Origin of the sequence: Actinosynnema sp. NPDC020468 (genome assembly GCF_040642015.1) — a bacterium.
In the GTDB taxonomy this organism is placed as follows: Bacteria; Actinomycetota; Actinomycetes; order Mycobacteriales; family Pseudonocardiaceae; genus Actinosynnema.
Genome location: NZ_JBFAEO010000034.1, coordinates 67,048 through 82,782, shown reverse-complemented (window position 1 = coordinate 82,782; position 15,735 = coordinate 67,048). Strand labels below are relative to the sequence as shown.

Below are 15,735 nucleotides of genomic sequence, written 5' to 3'. Positions count from 1 at the left end.
TCGTCCTCGTCTTCGGTGTCGTCGTCGTCTTCGTCGTCCTCGTCTTCGGTGTCGTCGTCGTCTTCGTCGTCCTCGTCTTCGGTGTCGTCGTCGTCTTCGTCGTCCTCGTCTTCGGTGTCGTCGTCGTCGTCGTCTTCGTCGTCCTCGTCTTCGGTGTCGTCGTCGTCTTCGTCGTCCTCGTCTTCGGTGTCGTCGTCGTCTTCGTCGTCCTCGTCCTCGCCGTCGTCGTCGTCTTCGTCACCCTCCTCCTCGTCGTCACCCTCGTCGTCGTCATCCCCGTCGGCGTCGTCCTCCTCTTCCTCCTCGTCCTCGTCGCCGGCGGTGGAGGCGTCGCAGGCCTCGCGGGCGTCGTCCTCCTCCACGTCCAGTTCGTCGGTGAGCGCGGCGACGCAGTCCTCCGGGTCCCGGTGTGCGGCCGCGCAGCCCTTGATGAACTTGTCGTAGTCGTCGGGGTTCTCCGAGTCGGCCAGGTAGTCCTCCAGGGCCGCCATGCAGTCGGAGACCTCGGCGTGTGCCGGTGCGGCGGTGGTGGTCGGGAGGGCCAGGGCCGCGGTGAAGACGGCGGCTTTGAGCAGGCGAGCCAGGGGGACGATTCCTCGGGCTCGGGACACGGGTGGCTCCTGGGGTGACGTGGGCACGGGTCAGCGACAGGGTTGCCGTCCTTTGTGGACCGACGGCCGGTGGCTCGGCCGTGATCACCCGTCGGGGAGGCGTTGCTCACCCTGGAGGTGAGGGCGGTCCGGCGGTCGCGGTCACCGTGCGTGTCCGGGAGCGGGAGGGCCTGACAGTGTTCCGGGGCAAGGGAAAGCCCGGCGGGCGGCGGAGGGTGGACGAGGCTCCGCCGCCCGGGACGCGGTCAGCGGAGGTGGCTCGACCACTCGTCCGCGTGGCGCGATTCGGCCTCGATCGTGGTGTCGTCGCCGTGGCCGGTGTGCACGACCGTCTCCGGCGGCAGCACGCGGAGCAGCTTCGTGGCGATCGACTCGACGATCAGGTCCGGGTCGGAGTACGAGCGGCCGGTGGCGCCGGGGCCGCCGCGGAACAGGGTGTCGCCGGTGAACACCACGCCCAGGTCGGGTGCGTGGAAGCAGCACGCTCCGGGCGCGTGGCCCGGGGTGTGGATCACCCGCAGCGCCACGCCGCCCGCCTCCAGCAGCTGTCCGTCGGCCAGGTCGCCGTCGGGCGGGTTGCCCGGGTGGGTCAGGTCCCACAGCACCCGGTCCAGCGGGTGCAGCAGCACCGGCGCGCCCGTCGCCCGGGCCAGTTCCGGCGCGACGCGGACGTGGTCGTCGTGGGCGTGGGTGGCCAGGATCGCCTTCACCGTGCGACCGGCGACCACCTCGAGGATCGCCTCGACGTCGTGCGGCGCGTCGATGACGACGCACTCCGCGTCGTCGCCGACGACCCAGACGTTGTTGTCGACGTCGTACGTCTGGCCGTCCAGCGAGAACGTCCCGCTGGTGACGGCGTGGTCGATGCGGGTCATCCGGTCACCACCACGGCGCGAACCGACTGCGTCACGAAGTTCCTCCCTCGAATGCGTGACACCAGTCTCGACCACCGGGGTACGGCGCGCACCCAGGGCCTCCACTCGGGACGCGACAGGCGGAACGCCCGCCACCTCATCGGGTAGGTGACGGGCGCCCCGGATCGGGGTGGGCTACCTCGGGCCGCCCTGCTCCTCGCCGGTGACGGCGAAGTTCGCGTCCATCTCCACGGTGACCCGCTTGCCGTCGGCCGTGGTCAGGTGCGCCTCGTAGACGCCGTCGGAGTCGGTCTCGACGCGCTGGACGGTCGCGCCGGGGTACTTCGCCAGCGCGGCGGCCTTGGCCTTGTCGGCGTCGGTGCCCGTGAGCAGCTTCTCGTCCGATCGCTGCGGCTGGGACTGGTCGGCGTTGCCCTGACCCTTGTCCTGGTCGCCCGAACCGCGCGGCGTCGAACTGCTCGTGCTCGGCGTCGAGGTGTCCGTCTGCGCGGACGCGGTGCTGATCAGTCCGACCGCCAGGCCCCCGGCGAGGAAGGCCCCCGCCACGGACGCGGCGACGATCGAACCGCGGCGCAGGCGGCGCGTGGTGCTGTTCATGTGGTGTCCCATCGGTCGCGGCGGCTCGGTTCCGCCGTCGGGTTCCACGATTCGGGGTTTCCCTGTGCTGGGGCTGTGTCGGAGGTTGAAAAACCCTTGTGTGTGGGTGAAAGAACGATGAGAGGTCCATTATGGACGATCGTCGCGCACCACCTCCGCGACCTCTTCACCAGGCGGGACAGGGGGTTTGCCGCTGTCCGCGCGCCACGCGGTGAACGCGGCGGTCATCGCGACCACCCAGGCGCCGCCCAGGGCGTAGCCGGCGAGCACGTCGGACACGTAGTGCACCGACAGCGCCACCCGGGACAGACCGATGCCCAGCACCACGACGACCGAGCAGGCGACCGCGGCGGACCACCACGCCCGGTGCAGGCTGTGCCGGGTCAACAGCAGCAGCATCGAGTACGCGACGACGGCGGCCTGCGCGTGGCCGCTGGGGAAGCTCAGGCCCGACGCGTGGGCGATGGGGTCGGCGACCACCGGGCGGGCGCGGTCGACCAGGAGCTTCACCAGTTCGTTGAGCGCCGCGCCGCCGAGCTGGGTCACCGCGACCCAGCAGGCGAGCCGGGGCATCCGGCGGTGCGCGAGCCAGGCCGTGACCAGGGTGAACACCACGACGTACACCGGCGCGGAGCCGAACGTGCTCAGCGCGCGCATGGTGTCGGCGAACGCGGGGTGCTCCAGCGCGAGCCGGTGCAACGCGTCCCGCGCGCCGTCGTCCACCCGTCGGAGCGGCGGCCACCGGTCCTGGACCAGGAACAGCAGCAGGCCGAAGGGCACCGCGACCAGCGCCAGGGCGGACAGGGCGAGCACCGACCGGACACCGAAGCCGGTGTCCGGTCGGGTCGGCGTCGACGGGGTCACCACGGCGGGGTTTCCCGTTCGTCCACTCCGCACACCCGTCAGCGACCGCCGTGGTGGCCGCCGCGGCCCGGGCCACGACCGTCGTCGCCCTGCCGGTGGTCCTGCTGCACGACCTTCGCCTGGTCGTCGTCGCGCTCGTGCGCGACGAGGGCGGTGATGCCCGCGCCGAGCACCAGCCCGAGCAGGCCGACCGCGACCAGTTGGGTGGCGCGGTGCCGGACGAAACCGGTGAACCGGCGGCGGGGCGCCACGGCCGGCGCGACCGGTTCCTGGGCGGACGCGACGGGCGGGGGCTCGGTCGGCTGGGCCTGCCGGGGTTCCGGCCGGTCCACCGCGGGCGGGTCGGCCGGGAGCGGGGTGGTGTCGTGGTGCGGGCGGTCGGGCTGGTCAGGCGTGGGCTTTTCCGGTGTGGTCATGGTCGGTCTTCTTTCCTCCGAGTTTCCGGTAGAGGGCCTCGAACGCGTCGAGGGTGTCGGCGAGGTCGTGCCGGGTGACGAAGCGCCGCGCTTCCGCGCCCATCGCCAGGCGGGTGGACGGGTCGTCGGCCAGCGCCGACAACGCCTCGGCCAGGGCCGCGTCGTCGCCGGGCGGGTAGAGGTAGCCGGTGACGCCGTGGTGCACCAGGTGCGGCAGCGCCATCGCGTCGGCGGCGACCACCGGCAGTCCGGCGGCCATCGCCTCCATCGTGGCGATGCTCTGGAGTTCGGCCGTGCCGGGCATGCAGAACACGTCACCGCGGCGCAGCACGGCCACCAGCTCGGGCTCGGGCAGGAAACCGTGGAACCGGACCCGGTCGGTGAGGGCGAGGTCGGCGGTCAGGGCCTCCCACTCGGCCCGGCACACGCCGTCGCCGACGATCTCCGCCCGCAGGTCGGCGGTCCGGGCCAGCGCGCGCAGCAGTTCGTCGACGTGCTTCTCCCGGTCGAGCCTGCCCAGGAACACCACGGTCGTGGTGGTGGACATGTGCGTGCCGGCGGCCTCGAAGCGGTCCAGGTCGATGCCGCACGAGATGGCGTCGGTCGGCAGGCCTCGGTCGCGGAGCAGGTCGGCCGCGCGGGGCGTCGGCGCGGTGACGGCGTCCGCGCGCCGGTACACCCGCACCAGGTCGCCCCACGCCCACCGGCTCAGCGGCGCGTGCAGGAACCGCGGCAGCGGGCCGTAGCCGAGCAGGTTCTCCGGCATGAAGTGGTTGGTCGCGACCACCGGCACGGACCGCGCCGCGGCCGCCCGCAGCACCGTCCGGCCGACGCCGAAGTGGGCCTGCACGTGCACCACGTCCGGGCGCACCGCGGCGAACAGCTCGGGCACCGCGCGGCCCACGTGCCACGGCGCGCACACCCGGAACGTGGCGTGGAAGGGCGTCCGGGTCGACGCGAGCCGGTGCACGGTGATCGCGCCGACGGTCACCACCTCGGCCGTCCCGGTCGGTGACGGGCACACCACGTGCACCTCCTCGCCCCGTGCCGCGAGACCGTGCGCGAGCCTGCTCGCGAAGTTCGCCGCGCCGTTGACGTCCGGCGGGAAGGTGTCGGCCGCGATCAGCAGCCGCGGCCGGTCGCCCGCCGGGTGCGGGGTCCACGGCGCGGGCCAGGACCTGGTCAGCGCGAGCACGCCGGCGACGGCCACCACCGCGCAGGCGAGCTGGGCCGGTCCGGTGGCCTCGCCGTAGAACCCGGCGCCCACGGCCACCGCGGTCAGCGGGTCCAGCACGGTGACCGCGCCGATCACCACGGCGGGCGGTCCGCTCGCGTAGGCCTGGTGCGCGAGCCAGCCGCCCGCGAGGATCAACGCCACCGCCTCGACGGCGAGCAGCGGCGCGTCGGTCAGCACGGCCGCCCGGATCAGCGCCGAGCCCAGCCCGAACTGCACGGCCGCCGCCGCCGCGAGCGCGAGGCACCGGGCCCGTCCGGTCAGCCGCAGGCCGAGCGCGCCGAGCACGAGCGCGGCGAGCACCACCGGCTGCACCCGGGTCACGTCCACGCCCGCAGACTGGGTCGAGGTGGCGGCCAGCGCCACGAAACCGGCCACGCCGACGGCCACCGCGAGCGCGGCGCGTCGGGAGTGACCGCCGAGCAGCGTGGTCAGCACCAGGCTGAGCACGCCGATCGGCTGCACGACGGCCAGCGGCGCGAGGGTCAGCGCGAGCACGTGGGCGCTCGCGCCGAGGCCGGCCAGCGCCGTGCCCAGCCACCACGCGCGGGTGCGAAGCAAGCGGCCGACGCGGACCGCGCCGTGCTCGGTCACGGTCCGGTGCTGGAGGTGGGTCGACGCGGCGAAGCAGCACGCGGCGAGGACCGCGAGTCCGATCGCCGGCAGGACCATGGTCATCGGGTCACCTGTTCGACAGTTGTGGCGGTGGTCAGGAGCAACGCCACCTCGGCGCCGAGCGCGAGGCGTTCGGCCAGGCCCTGCACGGCGCCCATCGCCGTCGGGGCCAGTTGGCAGAGACCGAACACGGCGGCCAGTCCGAGTCCGGTGATCGCGAGCGTGCGGAGGCGGTCGGCCCGCGGGCGCAGCCTGCGGTCCGCGCGCAGCGCCCGGGCGAGGTGCCACGCGGCGAGCGGGAGGCTGGTGAGGAACGTGGCGCCGGCGAGCCGGTGCACGTCGCCGGAGAACGACGACTCGCCGCTCACCCGGTTGGTCGGGAACACCGCGCACAGCAGGAGTCCCGCGCACCACAGGCCGGACAGCACGAGCACCGGCCGGGAGCGGGGCACGCCGAGGCGGGCCAACCCGACCAGCGCGGCGACGCCGGCGCACACCAGCAGCAGCACCGCCGCGACGAGCAGACCGGGTCGGTAGAACACGTAGTCGCTGACCACGTTCGCCACCGGGTCGACCTGCGACCGCAGCGCCACCGTCAGGTAGCCGCTGACCAGCAGGCAGCCGGCCAGCAGCGCGATCGAGGCGCGGGCCGGCGCGGAGCGGGGGAGCGTGGTCACGGGAGAACGGTGTCGCGCGCGGATTAAAGGATCATGAAGATCCCCGGGGATTCGGGTGAGAATTCCGGCCTGGCGGCCCGGGGTTCGCGCCGGCGCGGCAGCCGCTCGACCGCGTCGCCGACCGCGCCGAGCAACCGCGGGTCCACGCCCTGGTCGGCCGCGGTGGATGCCATGGATGCCGTGAGCGGTGTGGGCGCGGGAAGTCGGATCAATGCCGAAACCGCTGTGGGCGTGGGAGGTCGGACGAATGCCGGAACCGCCCTGGAAGGCCGGGAAAACACCGAGACCGTCCACAAGGGACGGTCTCGGTGGTGGTGCGGGCGGTGGTCAGCGGCCGCGCGGGGTGTCCTGGTTGGGGCCTTGGCGGTCGCCGCGGTTCTGCCGGTCGCCGTTGCCGCGGTTGCCGCGGTGCTGGTCGAACTGCTTGCTGTGCTGCTGGGCCTGCGCGCCACCGGGTCCACCCGGTCCGCCCCGGTGGCCGCCGTGGGTGGCCAGGGCGGTGATGCCCGCGCCCAGCACGAGCCCGAGCAGACCGACCGCGACCAGCTGGGTGGCGCGGTGGCGGACGAAACCCGCGATCCGGCGACGCGGTGCGACCACCTGTGCAGGTGCCGGGGCTGCGGCGGCCGGCTGCGGTGCGGCCGGCGGCGGGGTCGGTGCTTCGGTCGGGTGCGCGGCGGCGGGCGCTTCGGCCGGGTGCGACGCGGGCACGGTGGGCGGATCGGTCGGGTGCGCGGCCGGCACGGTCGGCTGGTCGGCCGGTGCGGCCGGCTGCGCGGGTCTGGCCGGGTCGTGCGGTTGCTCTGGCGTGCTCATGGTCGTTCGTCCTTGCTGTTGAGCCGGGGGGAAAGCGGTCTCCCGGTATGAGAATGCCTCGCCTTCATTAAAGAACTCTGAAGATTCGCCGGTCGGTGCCTGAGAACTCGGGCGGGTGCCGGATCGGTCCAGGGTGGACCGGGTCAGGTCGGGTCGGCGGGCAGGGCGGGCAGGTCCAGTTCCAGGAGCGCGCCGCCGGTGTCGGCACGACCGGCGCGCGCGGTGCCGTCGTGGGCGGTCGTGGTGCGGGCCACGATGGCCAGGCCCAGGCCCGAGCCCGGGAGGGCGCGGGCGGACTCGGCGCGGTAGAAGCGTTCGAAGACGTGGGGCAGGTCGGGGTCGGCGATGCCCGGGCCCTCGTCGGCGACGGTCACCAGGGCGCGGTCGTCCGCGCGGCGCACGGTCACCCGCACCGTCCCTCCCGGTGGGCTCCACTTGGCGGCGTTGTCCAGCAGGTTCAGCACCGCGCGTTCCAGGCCCACCGCGTCGCCCGACACGACCACGTCCGCCAGGTCGACCTCCACCTCGACGCGCGGCGCGCGGGCGCGGACCCGTTCCACCGCCGCGCGCACCACGTCGGCCAGGTCGACCGGGGTGAACGGCTCGCTGGTGGCACCCTCCTTGGCCAGCTCGACCAGTTCCGCGACCAGCGTGCTCAGCTCGACGGACTGGGTGCCGAGGTCGCCGAGCAGCCGGGCCCGGTCGGTCGGCGACAGCGCGCCGCCGCGCGCCTCGGTGTGGATCAGCAGCTCGACGTTGTTGCGCAGGCTGGTCAACGGCGTGCGCAGCTCGTGCCCGGCGTCCTCGACCAGCCGGCGCTGCGCGGTCCGCGACGTGTTCAGCGCGGCGAGCATCGCGTTGAACGCCTCGGCCAGCCGGGCGATCTCGCCTCGGCCCTCGACCGGGATCTTCGCGGTCAGGTCCTGGGTGCGCGCGACCCGCTCGGCGGCCGAGGTGAGCGTGTCGACCGGGTGCAGCGCGGTCCGCGCCACGTACCGGCCGAGCACGCCCGCGACCACCACGCCGACCAGGCCGATCAAGGCGTGCAGCACGCCGAGCTCGCCCAGCGTGCGCTCGATGTCCTCGGCGTCCCTGGCGACCTGGACCAGCCCGTTCGAGCCGGTCACGGTCATCACCCGGTACTGGTCGTGCCCGATCCGCAGCACCTCGACCGGCGCCCGGCCGCTCGCCGCCATCGCGCGGGCCACCGGCGTCACCGGGATCCGGAAGAAGCCGCCGGCCGTCGTGACCTGGCCGGACGTGCTGACGAACTGGACCAGCAGGCCGCCCTGCCGCACGTCCTCGGAGGTTTTCAGCTCCGCCGGGCGCAGCGTGGCCAGCGCGTCGGCCGGCGAGTCCGAACCCGCCGCGAGCTGGGCGTACGAGCGCAGCTGGTCGTCGAACTGCCGGTTGAGCTTGTCCTGCACGACGAACCACGACGCCACCGCCACGCCGACCACGGCCACCGCCGCCGCGGCCGCGGCGAGCAGCGTGAACCGGGACCGCAGCGACCAGCCGCGCCTCACAGCGGGTCCTCGCGCAGCACGTACCCGACGCCGCGCACGGTGTGCAGCAGCCGGGGCTCGCCCGCGGACTCCAGCTTGCGGCGCAGGTAGCTCACGTACACGTCGAGGCTGTTGGACGACGCGCCGAAGTCGTAGCCCCACACGCTGCGGAACATCGTGCCGCGGGACAGCACGATCCGCGGGTTGCGCAGGAACGTCTCCAGGATCGAGAACTCGGTGCGGGTCAACGCGAGCAGCCGCCCGCCCCGTCGCACCTCGCGGGTGCCGACGTCGAGCACCAGGTCCGCGAACCGCAGCCCGTCGTCCGCGGTCGTGCCCTGGTACCCGCCGCGCCGGACCAGCGCCCGGACCCGGGCCAGCAGTTCCTGGAGCGCGAACGGCTTCGCGAGGTAGTCGTCCGCGCCGGCGTCCAACCCGGCGACCCGGTCGGAGACGTCGTCGCGCGCGGTGAGCATGAGCACCGGGGTGAGGTCGCCCGACGCGCGCAGCACGCGGCAGGTGTCCAACCCGCCGAGCACGGGCATGGTGACGTCGAGGACCACGCCGTCCGGGCGCTGCTCGCGGATCACCTCCAACGCCGCCGCGCCGTCGGTGGCCACGGACACCTCGTAGCCCTCGAACCGCAGCGTCCGGGACAGCGACTCGCGGAGCGCTTCCTCGTCGTCGACGATCAGGATGTGCACGGTCGTTGCTCCTGAAGGGTGTCAGCGGGTCGAGGTGTACCCGACCTGGAGCAGCTCGCGCAGGTCGTCGGCGGCGTCGATCGAGGACAGCGGTGTCAGCGTCGACAGTGCCACAGCGACGACCGTGACGAGCGCGGCGACCCGGCGCCGACCGGTGGGCGCGAGCAGCGCGGCGACCCGCCTCGGCACCGGACCGGCGGCGGCGTGCAGGGCGCCGGCCGGCGCGGTGGTCGATCGTCGGGTCGCGAGAGCGGCCTTGCCGACCGCGCGGGCGACTGCGTGCCGATCGCCGACCCGCTCGGCGGCGACCTCGTCGGCCCACCGCTCGACGCTGTAGGCGACCGCGGCGCGCAACGGCCGCAGCGTCGGTTGCGCGGCCGCCGCCAGGGTCGTCACCAGCAGGTGGCGGTGGTGCCGGTGGGTCAGGTGGGCCCGTTCGTGCGCCAGCAGGACGCGGCGCTCGGTCGGGTCGAGCACGGCGAGCAGGCCGGTGGACACCACGACCCGGCCGGGCGCGCCGGGCAGCGCGTAGGCCAGCGGCGTCTCGTCGGGCAGCACGACCAGGTCGCTCCCGTGCCGGCGTGCCTCGCTCCGGGCGGCGCGCAGCGTCCGCGCGTGGCCGACGGCGGCGCGGGTCGTGGCCACCAGCGCGGCGGCCAGCAGGACGGCCGCCACCACGCCGACGGGTCGGCCGACCTCGGGCCTGCCCACCGCCGCCGCGATCACCAGCAGCACCGCCGACAGCACCCCGGCGAGGGCCGTGACCAGGGCCGTCGCGGTGAGCAGCCGGGTCGCGGTACGGGGATGGCAGTGGTCGGCGGCCCGGCGGACCACCGGCACCACCAGCAGCGGCAGCAGGAGCGCGAGGTAGACGGAGACGTGCACGTCAGCGGCCTTCCAGCAGCGTGCGCAGCAGGGCCTCGTCGGAGGCGGAGAGGTCGGACACGAACCGCGCCAGCACGGTGTCGCGGTCCTCCCGCTCGTCGAGCACCCGGCGCATCCGGCGCGCGGCGACACCGGGTTCGTCGGCGACCGGCGTGTAGGTGTACGCCCGGCCGGTTTTGACCCGGACCAGCACACCCTTCGCGTGCAGCCGGGCCAGGATCGTCGCCACGGTGCTGTAGGCGAGGTCACCCGTGAGGTGGTCGCGCACCTCGACGGGGGTCAGCGGGGTGCGCGCGGCCCACAGCGCGGCCAGCACCTCGGCTTCCAGCCCGCCGGGCGCGCGGCGGCTCGCGTCGTCGTCCACCACCGCAATCTACAGTGGTGTAGAACTTCTACAAACTTGTAGATCGGAGCTCCATGGTCAACCTGCTGGATCGCACGTCGCCGCTGTCGGCGTCCGGGGTGTTCGTCGTGGTCTCGCCGGCGCCGCTCGGCGTCGAGGTCGTGCGGGCGAGGTGGTCGCGATGACGCGCTTCGACGCGGGTTGGTACGTGGCCATGACCCGGTTCGCCGCCCGCACCGGGTGGCTGCACGCGCCGGTGGTGCTGTTCACCACCTACGGCGTGGTGCTGCTCGGCGTGGTGCTGGTCGCGGTGTGGTGGCTGGCACGCGGGCAGGACGCCGGCGCGATGGCGGTCGCGCTGACCGCGCCGATCGCGGTGGCGGTGGCGTACCTGGTCGACAGCGCGGTCAAGTCGGTGTTCGCCGAATCCCGACCCTGTCAGGTGATCGGGGTCGACACGGTGCTGCCGTGCGACCCGGTGGGCGACTTCTCCTTCCCCAGCAACCACACCGCGGTCATGGCGGCCGCGGCCGCGGCGGTGTTCCTGGCGCACCGGGTGCTCGGGGTGCTCACCGGCGTGGCGGCGGTCGCGATGGCGTTCTCCCGGGTGTACGTCGGCGCGCACTACCCGCACGACGTGGTGGCGGGCCTGGTGGTCGGCGCGGTGGTGGGCCTGGTGCTGTGCCTGGCGGCCCGCGCCGTGCTGCCGGCCGGGATCGCGAGGGCGCGCACGAGTCGGTTCCGGGTGGTGTTCGGCCGCGGGTGAGGGTCACACCGCCACCACGCAGTCGTCGGCGCTGCGGGCTCCCATCACGCTCACGACGCCCGCCGTGCCGTCGGCGAAGAAGCGGGCGAAGAGGCCTGCCGGCCGGCCGCCGAACAGCAGCGGGCCGAGGACCGGCGCGATCGTCGCGTCGTGCGGTTCGGACTCGCCGTCGGCGATCATCGCCAGGGTGCACGCGCCGGGCGCGACGAAGTCCTGGACCACGCTCGTGCCGACCTCGGCGGCGGCCGTCACGGCGGTGGTCCACTCGGCCTGGTCGGTGTCGCGGCCGAGCAGCACCTCGCGGCCGCTCATGCCCAGGCCCGCCTTGAGCACCAGCAGTTCCCGGTGGTCGACGGCGAACCGGAGGAGGTCGACGTCGCGGCCCGCGCGGGTGGTGCGGCGGTCGGACAGCACGCGCGTCCACGGCACGTACCGGTCGACCAGCGCGCGCTCGGCCGCGCTCATCCACGGCCGGCCCTCGGACAGCAGGCCCAGGGTCACCTTGCTGGACAGGAACGTCGAGGTCTGGGTGCCGACCAGCAGGCAGCCGTTGTCCAGCGCGGCCTGCACGGGCGTGGTGTCCACGCCGAGGCCGTCCCAGTCCGGGAGGGTGAAGTTGCGCAGCCCCAACGGGAATCGCAGGCGCGGCGGGCAGTCCCACGCCTCGTGCAGGTCCTCCGGCTCGAAGAACCGCGCGGTCAGGCCGTGGTTGTTGAAGTGCTCGGCCTCCAGGTCGAAGTACCGGGTGGACTCGACGCCCTGGTCGCGCGCGGTGCCCACGATCGCGATCCGGGGCGCGGCGGCGGTGTCCGCGCACAGGTCCCGGAACATCCGCGCGCGCACCGCGAACGGGTCCGGCGAGGCGAACGGCAGCCGGCCGGTGTCGTCGGCGTGCAGCTTGCGCCACACCTCGAGCCGGCAGTGCGTCTCGACCGGACCGCCCAGCGCGCCGCTGACGTTGAACTCCAGGAACCGCGGCCCGTCCGGCCCGATCACCACGTCCGGCCGCGTCACGCAGTCCGCGTAGCGCTCCTCGGTGAACCGATCCGCCACGAACAGCCGGTGCTCGCTCGCGGGCATCCGGTACGCGGCGAGCCGGCCCGCGGTGTCGGGCGCGGTCTCCAACGCGGTGCGGCGCACCAGGTCCAGCAGCGCCGCGCCGACCCGGAACAGCTCGGCGTAGGACGCGCGGGGCAGCGCGATCGGCGCGGCGGGCAGCACCGGCTGGTAGGGCCAGCCGGTGTCGCGGATCTCCGCGCGCAGCAGGTCCCTGATCGTGTCGGCGGACGCGGCGGGCCGCACCCGGTGCGTGCCGAACCACGGGTGCCCGACGTCCTGCGACGCGCCCATCACGTTCCCTTCTCCGTCCACAAAGGACTGTCCGAACCGGCGGCCGGCCGGCACCATCCGCGGTGCACGTCCGACACGGCACACCGGGAGGGCAACTCATGACGCTGCGCCACGTGGGGGGCAACGAGTACGTCGAGGAGCACGGCGGCGACTACGAGGACTTCGAGCCCGGCATGGTGATCCGGCACTGGCCGGGCCGCACCATCACCGAGACGGACAACACCTGGTTGACCCTGCTCACCATGAACCAGCACCCGCTGCACTTCGACCGGGCCTACGGCGCGGACGCCGAGTACGGGCGGGTGCTGGTCAACAGCGGCATCACGCTGTGCCTGGTGGGCGGCATGACGGTGCAGGCGCTGTCCGCGCGCGCGGTGGCCAACCTGGGGTGGGACAAGGTCCGGTTGAAGGACCCGGTGTTCGTCGGCGACACGCTGTACGCGACGAGCCGGATCCTGGCCAAGCGGTTGTCGAACTCCCGGCCGGGGCAGGGGATCGTGACGGTGGAGACCACCGGCGCGAAGTCCACCGGCGAGGCGGTGATCGTGTTCGAGCGGTCCTTCCTGGTCCGCCGCCGGGACACGGCTCACCCGACGACGGCCTCGTAGAGCGCCACCGCGGCGGCCGTGTCCTCGATGGCCATCCCGACGCTTCGGAACACCGAGGTCCGGCCGGTCGCGGGCGGCGGCGAACCCAGCTCGCGCAGGTCGTCCGGCCCGATCCAGCCCGCCGCCACGGCGGCGCGCACCTCGCCCGCGTCCTCCAGCGCCGCCGCGCGCTCCTCGACCAGCACGTCCGCGTCCGCGAGCAGCGCCGGGTCGACCTCGATCGCCTCCTCGGTCGTGCCGCCGATGACGTTGACGTGCGTGCCGGGCGTGATCCAGTCGGCCGCCACCAGCGGCACCGCGTCGTCGGTGGACGTGGCGGTGCAGACGATCGACGCGCCGACGACGGCCGCCTTCGCCGTGTCGCACACGGTCACCGCGTGGCCGAACTCGGCGCGCACCCAGGCCGCGAAACCCTCGACGCGCTCCCGACCCCGGGAGAACACCCGGACCGCCCGGATCGGCCGCACCGCCGACACCGCGCGCACCAGGGCCCGCGCCTGCACGCCCGCGCCGACCAGGGCCAGGTCGTCGGCGTCCTCGGGCGCGCACAGCCGGGTCGCGAGCGCCGCCACCGCGCCGGTGCGCACGGCGGTCAGCTCCGCGCCGTCCAGGATCGCGGTGATCCGGCCCGTGTCGAGGTCGGTCAGCACGACCACGCCGTGGATCAGCGGCAGCCCGCGCGCCGGGTTGTCCGGGGTGAGCGTGGTGATCTTGACGCTGCCCACCCCGCGCCGTTCCCACACCGCCGGGCCGACCAGCAGTTGGCGGGCGCCGTGCTCCACGATCGTCCGCGCGGGCGACCGGGTGCGGCCCGCGGCGAGGTCGGCGAACGCCTCGGCGAGCGCGTCGACCACCCGGGTGATCCGGTCCGGCGCGGTCATGGCGTCGGCGTCGATCACGAGGGTCATGCCGGTACCTCCCGGTCGCGCAGGTGGGCCACCACGTCGGCGATCAGGTCCTCCTGGCCCGCGATCGCCTGCCGGCGGCCGAGTTCGAAGAACACGTCGCGCGGGTCGACCCCCGCCTTGGCGGACTGGTCGAGCACCTGGTGCTTGAAGCCGGAGAACACGCCGGCCAACCCGCTGACGATGCTCAGCGACCCGGTGACCGGCGGCGCGTCCATCAGCTCGCGCTCGGCGAACTCGGCGGCGTCCAGCAGCGCGTACAGGTCGACGCCGGTGCGGAACCCGGTGCGCTCCAGCACCGGCACCAGCACCTCGATGCGGGTGTTGCCCGCGCCCGCGCCGAAACCGCGCGCGCAGCCGTCGATGATCCGCGCGCCCGCCTGCGCGGCGGCGACCGAGTTCGCGACCGCCATGCCGAGGTTGTCGTGGCCGTGGAAGATCACCGGGACGTCGACCGCCTCGGCGATCGCGCCGATCCGCTCGGTCACGTCGGAGGGCAGGAAGTGGCCGGCCGAGTCCATGATCCCGACCGCCCGCGCGCCGTAGGCGACCACCCGTGCCGCGTGCTCGGCGAGTTCCGCGGGCGAGGCCATGTGGCTCATCATCAGCACGCAGTGCGCCTCGGCGTCGGCGTCGGCTTCGGCGAGGAAGCCGAGATGGCGTTCCGCGAGCGAGGTCTCGGTGCAGTGCACGCCGATCCGGACCACGTCCGCGCCGTGCCCGACCGCCTTGCGCAGGTCGTCCGAGGTGCCCCAGCCGGGCAGCATGAACACGGCCATCCGACTGTGCCGCAACGCTTCCCGCACCGTCGACAGCATCACGTCGTCGCTGACCGCGGCCCGACCGACCTGGAGCGAGGACGCGCCGAGCCCGTTGCCGTGGCCGACCTCCACCACCGGCACCCCGGCCGCGTCGGCGGCCTCCGCGTACCCGCGCAACGCCGCCACCCCGAGCCGGTGCCGCACGGCGTGCTGGCCGTCGCGCAACGTCGGGTCGTGCACCACCACCGGTGTCACCGGCACACCTCCCGTGCGGCGTCGAGCCTGGCCGCGTGCTGCTCGGCGACCATGATCGCCGCCGAGTCGATGATGTCGAGGTTGCCCGCGTAGGGCGGGAGCACGTCGCCGGTCGCGGTGACCTCCAGGCCCACCGCGACCAGCTCGCCGTCGACCGCGCAGGACGTGACCCGGTAGCCGGGCGCGAAGGCCCGCACCCGGCCGGCCGCCTCCTCGACCAGCGCCCGCACCTCGGTGGCGTCCGCGTGGGGCACGACGGCGTGCAGCGCGGTGCGGAACGCGGCGGGCGGGGCGGCCGGGCTGATGTTCAGGATCGCCTTCGTATCGGCCACGCCGGAGAACGCGGTGAGCGCGTGCTGGGTGGTCGCCACGTACTCGTCCAGGTTGAGCCGGGTGGCGCGGCCCGCGATCGTGCTCGCGACCGTGGACACGACCTCCAGGTACGCCACGTCGAACCGGTTCGCGAGCGCGTGCGCCACCGGGATCGACGCCTGGCCGCCGCAGCTGATCAGGCTCACGTCGCGCGTCGTCGGCGAGTCGGTGCCGGTGACCGTCGGCACCACCATCCGACCGAGTTCGCTGGGGGTGAGGTCGATCAGCAGGGTGTCGAACGGCGCGAGGAGCCGCCAGTGCTCGGCGTGGTCCAGGGCGTTGGTGGCGTCGAAGACGACGTCGAACGGGCGCGGTGCGGCGAGGATCGCGCCGATGCCGTCGGCGCTGGTGGGGTAGCCGAGGTCGGCGGCGAACCGGAGACCCGCGGACCCGGGGTTGCGCCCGGCCACCAGCGCGCACTCGAGCACGGGGGACCGGTGCACCTTGCCGATCAGGTCCTGCCCGATCGCCCCGGTGCCGATGACGGCGACCCGGATCGGGGTGGGTGTCACGGTGCGCCCTCCCCGGCGGTGCCGGCGCGGGGGAGCCACTCGCCGGGGATCGGCGTCATGGCCG

18 protein-coding genes are annotated in these 15,735 nt (G+C 74.2%); 2 read left to right on the top strand and 16 right to left on the bottom strand.

All coding sequences use genetic code 11. The annotated features are described in order from the left end of the window. The 12 genes from AB0G50_RS23670 to AB0G50_RS23615 form a co-directional block, all read right to left on the bottom strand. Nucleotides 1-611, bottom strand: a 611-nt coding sequence (locus AB0G50_RS23670) for a hypothetical protein (protein WP_360112237.1), incomplete at its 3' end; no start/stop codon positions are given. Between the two features lie 245 nt (nt 612-856). Beyond that, nucleotides 857-1,486, bottom strand: coding sequence for an MBL fold metallo-hydrolase (locus AB0G50_RS23665; protein WP_360112235.1), 630 nt, complete (start codon nt 1,484-1,486; stop codon nt 857-859). Nucleotides 1,487-1,660: 174 nt separating this feature from the next. Beyond that, nucleotides 1,661-2,083: a PepSY domain-containing protein gene (locus AB0G50_RS23660; RefSeq protein WP_360112233.1), complete on the bottom strand. Its 423-nt coding sequence runs from the start codon at nt 2,081-2,083 to the stop codon at nt 1,661-1,663. 129 nt (nt 2,084-2,212) lie between these two features. Further along, complete coding sequence (locus tag AB0G50_RS23655) at nt 2,213-2,950, bottom strand: phosphatase PAP2 family protein (RefSeq protein ID WP_360112231.1); 738 nt, start codon at nt 2,948-2,950, stop codon at nt 2,213-2,215. Nucleotides 2,951-2,985: 35 nt separating this feature from the next. After that, nucleotides 2,986-3,363 carry a hypothetical protein gene (locus AB0G50_RS23650; RefSeq protein WP_360112229.1) on the bottom strand — a complete coding sequence of 126 codons (378 nt, stop codon included), beginning with the start codon at nt 3,361-3,363 and terminating at the stop codon, nt 2,986-2,988. Then, complete coding sequence (locus AB0G50_RS23645; RefSeq protein ID WP_360112227.1) at nt 3,335-5,275, bottom strand: glycosyltransferase; 1,941 nt, start codon at nt 5,273-5,275, stop codon at nt 3,335-3,337. The genes AB0G50_RS23650 and AB0G50_RS23645 overlap by 29 nt, the downstream gene beginning before the upstream one ends. After that, nucleotides 5,272-5,889, bottom strand: coding sequence for a DUF998 domain-containing protein (locus AB0G50_RS23640; protein ID WP_360112225.1), 618 nt, complete (start codon nt 5,887-5,889; stop codon nt 5,272-5,274). Before AB0G50_RS23640 ends, AB0G50_RS23645 begins: the two co-directional genes overlap by 4 nt. Nucleotides 5,890-6,216: 327 nt before the next feature. Further along, nucleotides 6,217-6,705, bottom strand: a complete 489-nt coding sequence (locus tag AB0G50_RS23635; RefSeq protein ID WP_360112223.1) for a hypothetical protein — start codon at nt 6,703-6,705, stop codon at nt 6,217-6,219. A 143-nt stretch (nt 6,706-6,848) separates the two neighbouring features. Continuing rightward, nucleotides 6,849-8,231, bottom strand: coding sequence for a HAMP domain-containing sensor histidine kinase (locus tag AB0G50_RS23630; RefSeq protein WP_360112221.1), 1,383 nt, complete (start codon nt 8,229-8,231; stop codon nt 6,849-6,851). After that, entirely contained in the window at nt 8,228-8,914 is a 687-nt protein-coding gene (locus AB0G50_RS23625) for a response regulator transcription factor (protein ID WP_360112219.1), read from the bottom strand. The genes AB0G50_RS23630 and AB0G50_RS23625 overlap by 4 nt, the downstream gene beginning before the upstream one ends. A gap of 21 nt (nt 8,915-8,935) precedes the next feature. Then, nucleotides 8,936-9,799, bottom strand: coding sequence for a M48 family metalloprotease (locus AB0G50_RS23620; protein WP_360112217.1), 864 nt, complete (start codon nt 9,797-9,799; stop codon nt 8,936-8,938). 1 nt (nt 9,800) lies between these two features. Further along, entirely contained in the window at nt 9,801-10,163 is a 363-nt protein-coding gene (locus tag AB0G50_RS23615; RefSeq protein ID WP_360112215.1) for a BlaI/MecI/CopY family transcriptional regulator, read from the bottom strand. 160 nt (nt 10,164-10,323) lie between these two features. Here AB0G50_RS23615 and AB0G50_RS23610 point away from each other — a divergent pair, with 160 nt between their 5' ends. Beyond that, the gene (locus AB0G50_RS23610; protein WP_360112213.1) at nt 10,324-10,908 is read left to right on the top strand and encodes a phosphatase PAP2 family protein; all 585 of its coding nucleotides are present in this window, start codon (nt 10,324-10,326) and stop codon (nt 10,906-10,908) included. Between the two features lie 3 nt (nt 10,909-10,911). On the opposite strand, the gene AB0G50_RS23605 is transcribed toward AB0G50_RS23610, so the two are convergent. Then, nucleotides 10,912-12,258, bottom strand: a complete 1,347-nt coding sequence (locus AB0G50_RS23605; protein ID WP_360112211.1) for a hypothetical protein — start codon at nt 12,256-12,258, stop codon at nt 10,912-10,914. Between the two features lie 98 nt (nt 12,259-12,356). On the opposite strand from AB0G50_RS23605, the gene AB0G50_RS23600 reads away from it, so the two are divergent. Further along, nucleotides 12,357-12,866: a MaoC family dehydratase gene (locus AB0G50_RS23600; protein WP_360112209.1), complete on the top strand. Its 510-nt coding sequence runs from the start codon at nt 12,357-12,359 to the stop codon at nt 12,864-12,866. Here AB0G50_RS23600 and AB0G50_RS23595 read toward each other — a convergent pair. The 3 genes from AB0G50_RS23595 to AB0G50_RS23585 are packed head-to-tail and all read right to left on the bottom strand — an operon-like array spanning nt 12,845 to nt 15,671. Further along, entirely contained in the window at nt 12,845-13,774 is a 930-nt protein-coding gene (locus tag AB0G50_RS23595; protein ID WP_360112207.1) for an ornithine cyclodeaminase family protein, read from the bottom strand. The genes AB0G50_RS23600 and AB0G50_RS23595 overlap by 22 nt on opposite strands. Continuing rightward, a complete protein-coding gene (gene dmpG / locus AB0G50_RS23590) occupies nt 13,771-14,787 on the bottom strand; it encodes a 4-hydroxy-2-oxovalerate aldolase (protein WP_360112205.1) in 1,017 nt (338 codons plus the stop codon). Before dmpG ends, AB0G50_RS23595 begins: the two co-directional genes overlap by 4 nt. Next, nucleotides 14,784-15,671 carry an acetaldehyde dehydrogenase (acetylating) gene (locus AB0G50_RS23585; protein WP_360112203.1) on the bottom strand — a complete coding sequence of 296 codons (888 nt, stop codon included), beginning with the start codon at nt 15,669-15,671 and terminating at the stop codon, nt 14,784-14,786. The genes dmpG and AB0G50_RS23585 overlap by 4 nt, the downstream gene beginning before the upstream one ends. Nucleotides 15,672-15,735 lie beyond the last annotated feature (64 nt).